The sequence below is a fragment of the Bradyrhizobium sp. ERR14 genome (assembly GCF_014198235.1).
Lineage (GTDB): Bacteria > Pseudomonadota > Alphaproteobacteria > Rhizobiales > Xanthobacteraceae > Bradyrhizobium.
The window spans coordinates 114,851-127,068 of sequence record NZ_JACIHD010000007.1 but is presented as its reverse complement, the minus strand read 5'-3'; the positions used below and the strand labels follow the sequence as shown (position 1 = coordinate 127,068).

Here is a 12,218-nt window from a genome sequence, read left to right as displayed (position 1 = left end):
ACGCGCCGCGGCGGGATTGATAAGCCCCTGTCCGCGAATGACGGGGACTTGAGTCGGGCATGACGGTTGCAATCGAGATGGGGCAGACCACGGCGGGCGCCGCGGCCGCCATGGACCTCGAGGAACTCTTGGCGACCCGTCTCCTGGTGCAGGGCAATTCGGGCTCCGGCAAGTCGCATCTGCTGCGGCGGCTGCTGGAACAGAGCGCGCCCTGGGTGCAGCAGGCCATCATCGACCCCGAAGGCGATTTCGTCACGCTGGCCGAGCGCTTCGGCCATCTCGTGATCGAGGCCGAGGATCACACCGAGCGCGGCCTTCAGGTCGCCGGCGAGCGCGCGCGGCTGCATCGCGTCTCCACCGTGCTCAATCTCGAAGGCCTCGACGCCGAGAACCAGATGCGCCGTGCGGCCGCGTTTCTCGGCGGGATGTTCGACGTCGACCGCGACCATTGGTATCCGATGCTCGTGGTCGTCGACGAGGCGCAGCTGTTCGCGCCGGCGGTTGCCGGCGAAGTCTCGGACGAGGCACGAAAACTCTCGCTCGGCGCCATGACCAATCTGATGTGCCGCGGCCGCAAGCGCGGGCTGGCCGGCATCATCGCGACCCAGCGGCTGGCGAAGCTCGCCAAGAACGTCGCGGCGGAAGCCTCCAATTTCCTGATGGGCCGCACCTTCCTCGACATCGACATGGCGCGCGCCGCCGATCTGCTCGGCATGGAGCGGCGGCAAGCCGAATCCTTCCGCGATCTCGAGCGTGGGCAGTTCATGGCGCTGGGACCTGCGCTGTCGCGCCGCCCGCTGCGTTTGCATATCGGCCCGACCGACACGAGCCCACGCAATTCCACGCCGCGGCTGATGCCGCTGCCGGAATCCTCGCTTGAAGATATGCGCGCCGTGATCCTGGCCGCGCCGCCGCCCGATGCCAGCCGGCCACAGCGCCGGCCCGCGCCGGATTTGCTCGAGCAGCTCCGCGCCGCGAAGGCCGCCGCCACGCCGGAGATCCGGCCCGACTTGGTCGAGGTGCCCGTCAGCGCCGAAGAGCTCGCGGAGCGGCGCGAGCGCGTGGCTCGTACGCTGCGCGCCGTGCTGGCGGAGCCCGACGCGGGCTTCCGCGCCATCGGCGTGCTCTATCAGGAGTTCGTGGTCCGCTGCCGCATTGAGGGCTTAGGGGCAGCCGTGCCCGATCTGAACGAATTCCGCCGCATGCTGACGCATGCGCGCGCCGGCCTCGGCACCGATCTCACTGATGACGACGCCTGGCAGGACGTGTCGCTGCGCGCATCCATCTTGCCCGACGACATGCAGGGCGTGTTCATGATGATCGCGCGCGCCGCGAAGGAGGGCTGGCCATGTCCCGGCGACGCCGCGATCGCGCGCGCCTATGGCTCGCATTCGCTGCGCCGGGCGCAGCGCCTGCTCGGCTACATGGAGGAGCAGGGCCTGATCGTGGTCCAGCTCGACGGCGGCGGACGCCGGATCGTGACGCTGGTCGAGCTAGCTTGGGCCACGGCCCCCGGCGATCCCAATGGCGATGATCTGCCGGCGGAGCAAGCAGCGAGCGCCGTGTCGGCCTGAGCGTCAGGCGGCCTCGGAGCCGCCGAGATAGGCATCGCGGATTCGAGGATCATCCTTCAGCGCCCGCGCCGGGCCTGACAGCACGATCTTGCCGGTCTGCAGCACATAGGCTTCGTGCGCGATCTCCAGCGCGAGGCTGGCGTTCTGCTCGACCATGAACACCGAGACGCCTTCCTGATTGATGGTGCGGATCAGTTCCAGCACGCGGTCGACATAGAGCGGCGACAGGCCCATGGTCGGTTCATCCATCACGATCATCCTGGGACGGCTCATCAGCGCGCGCGCCATCGCGACCATCTGCTGCTCGCCGCCGGAGAGCGAGCCCGCGCGCTGCGACAGCCGCTGACCGAGCTTCGGGAATAGGGTGAGCATCCTGTCGAGATCCTGCGCCACCGCGTCGCGGTCGTTGCGCACGAAGGCGCCCATCAGGATGTTCTCGCGCACGCTCATGTCCGCGAACAGCCGCCGCGCCTCCGGCACCGAAGCGATGCCGCGACGGACGATCTGCGGCGTGGTCAGCCCGATCAACGATGCGCCGTCGAACGTGACATCGCCCGAGCGCGGCTTCACAAGGCCCAAGATGATCTTCATCGTCGTCGACTTGCCGCTGGCGTTGCCGCCGAGCAGGCAGACGATGTGGCCGCGCGCGACCGTGATCGACAAATCGAAATGCACTTGGGCCTGCCCGTAGAACGTATTGACGTTCGACAATGCCAGCAGAGGTTCGGGGGCGCTCGTCGTCATGCTGCGCTCTCCTGCTCCGACGTCCCCGATAGCCCGTGGCCGAGATAGGCCTCGATCACCTTGGGATCGCTCCGCACCGCTTCGCCCGGCCCTTCCGCGATCTTCTTGCCCTCGTCCATGACGATGACGCGGTCGGACAGGCGCATCACCATCTCCAGCTTGTGCTCGATCAGGAGGATGGTCAGCCCCTCCGCCTTGAGCTCGGCGACCAGCGCCTGCATCTCCGCGGTCTCGGTCGGGTTCATGCCGGCCGTGGGCTCGTCGAGCAGCAGCAGGCGCGGCTTCAGCGCCAGCGCGCGTGCGATCTCGACACGGCGGCGGTTGGCGTAAGACAGACTATAGGCCGGCTGGTCGATCCGCGGCAGCAGCCGTTCGCCGAAGCGGGCGAGAATGGCTTTCACCTCCTCGCGCAGCCGCTCTTCCTCAGCCCTGACGCTGGTGGGACGCAGCAGCGCCAACCCCAATTCCAGCAGCGGGCCGATCACCGGCACCGCCGGCTTCACCGCACGCAGCCGCGTGTGGGCGCCGATCAGGACGTTGTCCATCACGCTGAGATTGCCGAAGACGCGGCCGAGCTGGAACGTGCGCGCGATGCCCTCACCTGCCAGCCGCTCCGGCGACAGGCCGGTGATGTCCTGTCCTTCGAAGTGCACGTTGCCGGCATCGGGCCGGTCGAGCCCGGTCACGAGGTTGAACAGCGTCGTCTTGCCGGCGCCGTTCGGGCCGATGATGCTGATGAGCTCTCCCCTGGCGAGATCGAGGTCGATGGCGTCGACCGCGGTGAGGCCACCGAAGCGCCGCGTCAGCCCACGCAAGGACAGCATGGTCGTGTGCTGCTCCGCCATCACATCGTCCCCAGCAGGCCCTGCGGCCTGAACCGCACGAGCAGCAACAGCACGATGCCGTAGATCAGGATGCGATACTCCGCCGCGATCCGAAAGACCTCGGGCAGGCCGACCAGCGCCACCGATCCGAGAATCGCGCCGACGACATTGCCGAGGCCGCCGAGGATCACGACGGTCAGCGCCAGGATCGATTGCTGCGTGTTGAAGGTCTCGTGGTTGATGTAGGAGTAGAGGTGCGCGGCGATGCCGCCGCTGACGCCGGCGGCGAACCCGCCGAAGATAAAGGCCAGCGACTTGTAGCGGTTCAGGCTGAGGCCATAGGCGCGCGCGGCGATGTCGTCGTCGCGGATGGCGCGAAAGCTTCGGCCGAGATGCGAGGTGAGCAAGCGTCCTTGCAGCAGCGCCAGCACGACCATCACCGCGAAGCTGAACCAGTAGATCGAGGTCGGGCTGATCAGATCGTAGCCGAACAGCGACAGCGGCGGGATGCCGGAGATGCCGATCGGGCCGCGCGTGACGCTCTCCCAGTTCAGGACCACCAGGGACACGATCTCGCCGATGGCGAGTGTCGCGATCGACACGTAATGCCCGCGCAGGCGAAACGACGGCGAGATCAGCGCGGTGCCGAGCGCGGCGCACATCAGGCCGCCGCCGATGATCGAAAGGCCCACGGGAACGGAGAATGTCAGCGACAGCAGCGCCGAGGTGTAGGCGCCGATCGCGAGCAGCGCGGCGTGACCGAGCGAGACCTGGCCGATCGTGCCCGCAACCAGTGTCAGGCTGAGCGCGAGCATGCCGAGCAGCCAGGCATTGATCAAGGTCTGCAGCACGTAGAACGACACTGGGAAGAACGGGAGGACCGCGAAGATCGCGGCCGCAACAGCCAAGGCCCAGCGCGGAATGCGCAGCGGGCGGCTCGGCGCGATGAAGGTGCCGGTGAGCGGCTCGGGCGGCGCCTGCCGCGCGCTCGCGAACAGGCCGTTCGGCCGCAACACGAGCACGACGACGAGCAGCAGGAACGCGAACAGATTGCGGTAGCTGGTGCCGAATACCGCAACGCCGTAGCTCTCGACGAGACCAAGCAGCAGGCTGCCGATCACCGCGCCGGGCACATTGCCGGCGCCGCCGACGACTTCAGCGACGACGCCCTTGAGCGTCGCCTGCAGGCTCATCGCGGTGTCGATCTGGTTGTAGTACATGCCGACCAGCATGCCGGAGACGCCGCCGAGCGCGGCGGCAATGCCGAACACCGCCTGATTGACGCGGTTGACGTCAACGCCCATCTGCATCGCCGCGTCGCGGTCTTGCGACGCCGCGCGCACCGCCCATCCGAGCTTGCTGTAGCGCAGGAAAACGAACAGCAAGAGTGCGCTGGTGAGGCCGACTCCCGCAATGAGCAGATCAAGTGGGCCGATGGTGCCGCCGCCGACCTGGAAGCGGACATCCGGCAACTGGCTCGGCAGCGCGCGCGGATTGGGCGAGAAGGTCAGCATCACCAGCTGATCGAGCACGAAGCTGATGCCGATCGTGGCGAGCAATGGCGCGATCCGCACCGAGTTCTGCAGCGGACGCAAGCCGAACCGCTCGATGATCAATCCGACAATCGCGGCAGCCACCGCGACCACGATGATGGTGAGCAGCAGCGGCGTATGCAGCTGCACCACCGCGACCCAGCCGATATAGGCACCGACCAGATAGATCGAGCCTTGCGCGAAGTTGATCAGCCGGCTGACGCCGAAGATCAGCGCGAGCCCGACCGCAACGAGGGCGTAGACATTGCCGACGATCAGCCCGTTGATCGTATAGTCGAGCCAGGAAGACAAACGGTGATCCCCGCGTAGAATGAAGTCGGCCGAAGCGGTTGCTCCAGCCTACAGATCAGGTTGGCTTGCCGTCCCAGAGCGCGAACTGGCCCTTGCGCACGACCAGTTCGGCATTCATGGCGCCCTTGACGCGGCGGCTCTCGACGTCGAACGTCGCGGAGCCGAAGATGACGCTGGAGACGTCCTTCACTTTTGCGAAGGCATCGCGGACCGCACGGCGGTCGGTGCCGCCGATCTTGACCACGGCGGCCGCCATGTTCATCGCATCATAGGAATAAGCGTTGAAGGCGTCGGGCTCCTGCCCGCCGTATTTCGCCTTGAAGCCCGAGATGAATTTCTTCACCTCCGGCCTGGGATCCTCGGGGAAATAGCGCGTGCCGAGATGGACGTCCTCGACCGCCTCGCCGCCGAGCTCCAGAAATTTCGGCGAGTAGACCGAGCTCGCGGCGCAGATCACCTGTTTCAGGCCGACCTGCCGCGCCTGCCGGGCGATCAGCGCGCCGTCGGAATAATAGGAGATCAGGATCAGCCCGTCCGGACTGGCGTCGCGCACGCGCACCAGCGTGGAACGGAAGTCGCGCTCCTCCGCGATGTAGCCCTCGGTGACCGCGATTTCGGCGCCGTATTCCTTCGCCGCCTTGACGAAATAGTCGCGGCTGGTGCGGCCCCAATCGGTATTGAGGTGCAGCACCGCGAGCTTCTTGAGGCCGAGACGCTTCACCGCATAGGCCGCCAGCAGCGGCTGCTCGTCGGCCTGGCTGACCGAGGTGCTCCACATGAAGTCGCCGCCCTTGGTGAAGTCGGGGTGCGAGTTGGTGAAGCCGAATTGCACGAGGCCGCCGCGCTGATAGATCGGCGAGGCCGCCATCGAGGCCGGGCTGGAGAAATCGCCGAGCTCCATGACGATTCGGGGATCGGAGACGAACTTCTGGGCGATCGCGACCGACTGGCGCGGATCGCTCTGACTGTCCTCGAACTGGTAGGCGAGCTTGCGCCCGTTGATGCCGCCGGCCGCCATGATCTCGTCGAGCGCGAGATCAAAGCCCTGCTTCCACTGCGTGCCATATTGCGCGTTCGGTCCCGTCAGCGGACCGCTGACGCCGAGCAGGATCGGTTCGGACGATTGCGCGAAGGCGGCGCGTGACGCTGCTCCCGCCATCATGGCGGCGAGCGAGCCCTTGACCAGGCTACGACGATCGATGTTGCTCATGCACGGCTCCATCCACTCAAGTGTTGAAACAAACAGCAATTCTTATGCCGGTGAGAACGCCTATTTCGAGGGCTCGCCGAGCGACAGCATCAGCCGGTTCGCCCAGTTGAAGAACGAGGCGCCGTTGATGACGTCGACGATCTCGGCATCGTCGAGACCGGCACGGCGCAGCTCCGCGATATTGTCGGGCCCGAACGCGATCGGGGTTGCGGCCAATGCGACCGACGCCTTGACCACGGCATTCCAGCGCTCGCCGAGATCGGCCTTGACGCCCTCGTCGAGCAGGCGCTGCACGTCGTCGCGGCGCTTGGAATAGGTGCTGGCGAAACGCGCATGCACGGAGGCGCAATAGATGCAGCCGTTATAGCGTGAGGTCGCCGCCGCCGCGAGCTCGCGCTCGGCGCGCGGCAGGCCGTCGGCGACGTTGTAGAAGATGTCCTTGTCGGTCTTGGTGCGGGCTTCCAGCACTTCGGGATCGCGCACCAGCAGGCGGAAATATTCCGACTTGGCGCGGGAGCGATCGACGAGGCCATTAAAGTGTCGTTCGGTCAGCTCGGCCTCGGGCAGTGGTTCGATCCAGGACACCCAACCGAGCTCATCCTGGGTGAAGACAACGGGCGGATTGACGGTGGCGCTCATGATTGCGGCCTCCTCTTATGCGTTCACGGCGGCGAGCGTGCGCAAGCCGCTGACGACCCGCACCTGGAACGACAGGAACGCGACGAGCTGTGAGAAGGTGACGATGCCGGTGGTCGACCAGCCGGCGTCAAGCAGCGCCTTCATGTCGCTGGCTGCGGCATCGCGGGGCCGGAACACCAGGAGGTGTGCATGCTCGAGTGCCGCTGCGAGTCTGGCGCCGAGCGCCGGCTTGCCCGCCGCGCTGACGCGATAGATCAGGCCGGCGGTGTTCTCGATCGACAGCGGGCCGGCGGGATACGAGCCATAGGGACCCGAGGTCCTGCCCCGCGCGATCTCGGCGTCGATCGCCTCCAGCAGGGGCGCACCGTTCGCGTTTGCGGCAAGCTTGTCGCGATAGAAAGTGGCAACGGGCGACTCGCCATGGAGCCCGGTCACGAAGGCGGCGACCGCCGCGCGTTCGGCCAGCGAGACATCGCCGGCGTCGATCGGCTCGAACAGCGAGAGATAGCTCTTCTGCGCGTTCTCGCGCGCCTGCAGGCGCCGTGCGCGGATGGCGTCCAGAGCCGAGCCCGGCTCGATCCCGGCGAGTGTGTCGATGATATCCTGCGTACTCATCATTCAGCCTCGTGCAACGCGATGCTCTTCATGTCCAATCAGCCCGCCAGCGCCACGTCGGGCGCCGTCCGGGTCCAGCCCAGCGCCGGCGCGACCTTCTCCGCGACGAGATCAATCGAGCGCAGGACGTGGGGATGCGGGGCATCGACCGAATGCACCTGGAACACGAGATCCGTCACCCGCTCCAGCGTGGCATCGGTGCGCAGCGAGGCGATGACCTCGTCGGCGCCGCCGACATGGGTGTCGAACGCCGTGATCATCTCCTCCAGCGTCTCGCCCGGCTTGGCGTGACCGCCCTTCATGAATTGCGGCAGCGCGCGGCGCAGACCGATGTCGGCAAGCCGCAACGCCTCGCGATGATCGTCAGCGACGAACACGCTGCGCGAGGCCATGATGCGGGGTTCTGCCCCCTTGGGCAGCGCTTCCAGATAAGCATCGATGACCGGATTCTGGATCTCGGCGAGCGTCGCCTGCGGCGCCTCCTTGGTTCGCGGCTGGGTGCGCGAGAGCAACAGGCCATCGCCCGCCTTGCCGGCACGCGCGCCACCGGCCACCGAGAACGTGGCCTGCCAGATCCGCTTGTCCAGCTGCGGCCGCTGCGGATAGATCGTGTCGCCGCCCTCGAGCGGCTTGCCGACCAGGGCGGTGCGGACGACCTCCAGATTGCGCGCGAAAATCTCGTTGCGCTGGGCGCTGTCGAGGCCGAAGGCGGCAAAGGCCGACGGATTGCCGCCGGTGCCGACGCCGAGCTCGAAGCGGCCGTCGCAGATCAGATCGAGCACGGCTGCGTCCTCCGCCACCCGCACCGCATTCTCCAGCGGCAGCGTGACGATGCCGGTACCGAGGCGGATGCGCGAGGTCTGGGCTGCGACGTAGCCGAGAAACGTAAAGGGCGACGGCAGGCCGCCTTCACGCTCGTGGAAGTGATGCTGGGCGATCCACGCGGAATCGAGGCCCGCCTTTTCGGCGCGCACGATCTGCTCGGCCGCGAAGCGATAGCGCTCGGCGGGCGGGGCCTCGTCCAGAAGCCGCGTGAAAAACCCCAGGCGTTTCAGATTTGCAAAGCGTTTCATGCGACCCCTGTCGGGCGAGGATGGCCAGGCCGCCGATGATGTCGGTTACTGCGGCTTCCGACAAGCAGGCATTGCGCAAGGCTCATACGCGCAATGGTCCGCCGGGATCGCCCCTGCGCAAGGCTTTACTGAACTTTGGCTGGGCAGATTGCCTACCAGCTCGGCAGCACCGCGCCCTTGAACTTGGTCAGGACGAATTCCTTGACCTCCGGCGTGTGATAGCTGTCGACGAGGATCTTGACCCAGGGCTTGTCCTTGTCGGCGGTGCGCACGGCGATCAGATTGACATAGGGGCCCTTCGGGTCCTCGCGCAGGATCGGATCCTTGACCGGATCGAGGCCCGCCTGGGTTGCATAATTGGTGTTGATCGCGGCGGCGTCGACGTCGTCGAGCGCGCGCGGCGCCTGCGCCGCGTCGACCTCGATGAACTTCAGCTTCTTCGGGTTCTCGGTGATGTCGAGCACGGTCGGCTTGAAGCCGGTGGCGTCCTTCAGCTTGATCAGGCCCTTGTCGCGCAGCAGCAGCAGCACGCGGCCGCCATTGGTCGGATCGTTCGGGATCGAGACCTTGCCGCCCTCGGGGATGTCGGCGATGGCCTTGTGCTTCTTCGAATAGACGCCGATCGGGAAATTCACGGTCAGGCCGACGGCCTCGATCTTGTAGCCGCGGTCGGCTTTCTGGTTGTCCAGATAAGGCTGGTTCTGGAACGAATTGGCCTGGATCTCGCCGGCATCGAGCGCCGCATTCGGCACGACATAGTCGGAGAATTCGAGCAGCTGGATGTCGAGGCCCTGCTTGGCGGCGATCGGCTTCACTGCTTCGAGGATTTGCGCATGCGGGCCCGGTGTCACGCCGATCTTGATGGTCTCGGCGGTGGCTGCTGCCGACCAGGCGGCGAGCGCGGTTGCGAGGATCAGGGGAAGGCGAAACGACATCTTGGTCTCCATGGCACGGCGAGAATGATTGGAACCGTATTCGCTTCTCCGTCGAATGAAATCAATGAAATGGAAAACCATATTTGCCGCCCGGTGCGGACAACGCTTCTCCGTTCGATCCGATGTGGGGAACGAACGCGCCTGCGCAAGCGTGAGGCGCAAACAGCCCCGGCGTTTCGCCATGACCACCCTCGCCGCTCCCGTGCGGCGGTCCGGGCCGTGGCCCGCAAGGGCGTTCCCCATCGTCATTTCGTCGCATGGCCCGGCAGTCACGCCGCCATTGCCGCCCCGTGCATGATGCAACATGATGGCCGCTGGCGACGATTTGTCTTCGAGGTGGAGGGTCATCTGATGAACGAGAACGAAATCCGGGGTCTGGTCGCGGAGGTGAAGCAAGGCACGCTGTCGCGGCGCTCGTTCATTCAGAAGGTGGCCGCGGTCGGAATCGCAGCGCCGATCGCGAGCCAGATCCTGCTCTGGCACGACGTGGCGATGGCGGATGCCACCTTGCCGTACAAGCCGACCAAGGCCGGCGGCGGCGGCTCGCTCAAGCTGCTGTTCTGGCAGGCGCCGACCCTGCTCAATCCGCATTTCGCGATCGGCACCAAGGACCAGATGGCCTCGCGCGTGTTCTTCGAGCCGCTCGCCGGCTGGGACAAGGAGGGCAACCTGATTCCCTGCCTCGCCGCCGAGGTCCCGACCAAGCAGAACGGCAGCCTTGCGGCCGACGGCATGAGCGTGGTCTGGAAGCTGAAGCAGGGCGTCAAATGGCATGACGGCCAGCCCTTCACCGCCGACGACGTCATCTTCACCTGGCAATACGCCGCCGATCTCGCCACCGCGGCCTACACCACGGGATCCTACAAGGACATCAAGGTCGAGAAGATCGACGACCACACCGTCAAGGTGATCTTCAAGGCGCCGACGCCGTTCTGGGCCGATCCGTTCGTCGGCTCGGTCGGCCCGATCCTGCCAAAGCATCATTTCGGCGAATATGCCGGCGCCAAGTCGCGCGAGGCACCGGCCAATCTGAAGCCGGTCGGCACCGGCCCGTACAAATTCGTCGAGTTCAAGCCGGGCGATTTGATCCGCGCCGAACGCAATCCCGACTATCACATCAAGAACCAGCCGCATTTCGACACGCTCGAGATCAAGGGCGGCGGCGATGCGGTGTCCGCGGCGCGCACCGTGCTGCAGACCGGCGAGTACGACTTCGCCTGGAACATGCAGGTGGAGGAGGAGGTGCTCAAGCGCATGGAGGCGGGCGGCAAAGGCAAGCTCGACATCACGCCGTCCGGCAATGTCGAGTTCATCATCCTCAACACGACGGACCCGTGGACCGAGATCGACGGCGAGCGCTCCAGCGTCAAGTCCAAGCACCCGACGCTGTCCGATCCCGCGGTGCGCCGGGCGATCAACCTCCTGATCGACCGCGACTCGATCCAGAAATTCATCTACGGCCGCGGCGGCATCGCCACCGCGAGCTTCGTCAACGCGCCCAAGCAGTTCAAGTCGCCCAAGCTGAAATACGAGTTCGACATCGACAAGGCGAACAAGATCCTCGACGAGGCCGGCTGGAAGAAGGGCGCGGACGGCATCCGCGAGAAGGACGGCAAGAAGCTCAAATACGTGTTCCAGACCTCGATCAACGCGCCGCGCCAGAAGACGCAGGCCATCATCAAGCAGGCCTGCCAGAAGGCCGGCATCGACATCGAGCTCAAGTCGGTCACCGCGTCGGTGTTCTTCTCCTCCGACGTCGGCAATCCCGACACCTACTCGAAATTCTATGCCGACATGGAGATGTACAACACCACGCAGCCGCAGCCCGATCCGGAGCGCCTCTTGAACCAGTGCGTGTCCTGGGAGATCGCCACCAAGGACAACAAATGGCTCGGCCGCAACAACTCGCGCTATTCCGATCCCGAAGCCGACAAGGCCTACAAGGCCGCGCAGAACGAGCTCGACCCGGTCAAGCGCGCCGCGCTGCTGATGAAGGTCGATGAGATCTTCTGCGAAGCCCACGTGTTCCTGCCGCTGCTCTCACGCCCCATCGTCAACGCCGGCGCCAACAACCTCATGATCGACATCTCCGGCTGGGACACCATCACGTGGAATCTGGCGGCGTGGTATCGGGTTTGAAGGGCACGGCGCGGGAGCGGAGTGTGGCGCGCGCTTTCTCCACACCGTCATTGCGATGCTCTGGTGCAAATCCCAGCGGCAGTGCCGTAGGGTGGGCAAAGGCGCATGGCGCCGTGCCCACGATCTCCCTCCATGAGCAACAAGGCGTGGGCACGCTGCGCTTTGCCCACCCTACGAGATCGAGCGTGTGGCACGCAGCTCGGCTCACAGACACGCCTTCGCGTTCTCGCGGCTCAATCCACCCGAGCTTTGCTTCGTCGCTCCACCCTCATAAAGCCAAGAGGGCGCAGGGAAGGCCGGGTGCCAGCTGGCACCCGCGGTCTGCTGCGCGAATAATGCGCAAAGGAGACCGCACAGCAGCATACAGGTGTCGCCGATCACTCGGCCTTCCCTGCGCGATGGTCGGACGGCTTATGCCGTGATCTCCCGGGAGCCGACCTTTCCTTCTGGCCTCCCTCGCCCCGCGAATTGACGATGCCGTCTGCCCGGTTGGGCTCGCGCGCATCTCCGCAGACAGCTTGACCGTAGCAACGACGGCCAGGACCACACGGTTTTGCCGTACGCACGGCCCGCTTGTTCGCCGCAGGATTCGACGACGTTGTGCACGTTGCCGTCGACCTG

Annotated in this window: 10 protein-coding genes; 2 read left to right on the top strand and 8 right to left on the bottom strand. The window is 65.8% G+C overall.

The window, feature by feature from the left end; genetic code table 11:
• Positions 1-59 precede the first annotated feature (59 nt).
• Entirely contained in the window at positions 60-1,574 is a 1,515-nt protein-coding gene (locus tag GGD62_RS20985) for an ATP-binding protein (protein WP_179739292.1), read from the top strand.
• A 3-nt stretch (positions 1,575-1,577) separates the two neighbouring features.
• Here GGD62_RS20985 and GGD62_RS20980 read toward each other — a convergent pair whose 3' ends face one another.
• The 8 genes from GGD62_RS20980 to GGD62_RS20945 all read right to left on the bottom strand — a co-directional run bounded on the left by GGD62_RS20980 (position 1,578) and on the right by GGD62_RS20945 (position 9,470).
• The gene (locus GGD62_RS20980; RefSeq protein ID WP_038950176.1) at positions 1,578-2,318 is read right to left on the bottom strand and encodes an ABC transporter ATP-binding protein; all 741 of its coding nucleotides are present in this window, start codon (positions 2,316-2,318) and stop codon (positions 1,578-1,580) included.
• Positions 2,315-3,163 (bottom strand): ABC transporter ATP-binding protein, encoded by an 849-nt coding sequence (locus GGD62_RS20975; RefSeq protein WP_183236976.1) that lies wholly within the window; start codon positions 3,161-3,163, stop codon positions 2,315-2,317. Before GGD62_RS20975 ends, GGD62_RS20980 begins: the two co-directional genes overlap by 4 nt.
• Positions 3,163-4,986, bottom strand: coding sequence for an ABC transporter permease (locus tag GGD62_RS20970; RefSeq protein ID WP_183709970.1), 1,824 nt, complete (start codon positions 4,984-4,986; stop codon positions 3,163-3,165). Before GGD62_RS20970 ends, GGD62_RS20975 begins: the two co-directional genes overlap by 1 nt.
• A 55-nt stretch (positions 4,987-5,041) precedes the next feature.
• Positions 5,042-6,196 (bottom strand): ABC transporter substrate-binding protein, encoded by a 1,155-nt coding sequence (locus GGD62_RS20965; protein WP_183709968.1) that lies wholly within the window; start codon positions 6,194-6,196, stop codon positions 5,042-5,044.
• Positions 6,197-6,256: 60 nt separating this feature from the next.
• Positions 6,257-6,835 (bottom strand): alkylhydroperoxidase domain protein, encoded by a 579-nt coding sequence (locus GGD62_RS20960; protein ID WP_179739297.1) that lies wholly within the window; start codon positions 6,833-6,835, stop codon positions 6,257-6,259.
• A gap of 15 nt (positions 6,836-6,850) precedes the next feature.
• Positions 6,851-7,450: a CMD domain protein gene (locus tag GGD62_RS20955; RefSeq protein WP_409333957.1), complete on the bottom strand. Its 600-nt coding sequence runs from the start codon at positions 7,448-7,450 to the stop codon at positions 6,851-6,853.
• Positions 7,451-7,488: 38 nt separating this feature from the next.
• Positions 7,489-8,523, bottom strand: coding sequence for a putative FMN-dependent luciferase-like monooxygenase (locus tag GGD62_RS20950; protein WP_183709966.1), 1,035 nt, complete (start codon positions 8,521-8,523; stop codon positions 7,489-7,491).
• 152 nt (positions 8,524-8,675) lie between these two features.
• Complete coding sequence (locus tag GGD62_RS20945; protein ID WP_183709964.1) at positions 8,676-9,470, bottom strand: MetQ/NlpA family ABC transporter substrate-binding protein; 795 nt, start codon at positions 9,468-9,470, stop codon at positions 8,676-8,678.
• Between the two features lie 339 nt (positions 9,471-9,809).
• On the opposite strand from GGD62_RS20945, the gene GGD62_RS20940 reads away from it, so the two are divergent.
• A complete protein-coding gene (locus GGD62_RS20940) occupies positions 9,810-11,597 on the top strand; it encodes a peptide ABC transporter substrate-binding protein (RefSeq protein WP_183709962.1) in 1,788 nt (595 codons plus the stop codon).
• Positions 11,598-12,218: the final 621 nt, after the last annotated feature.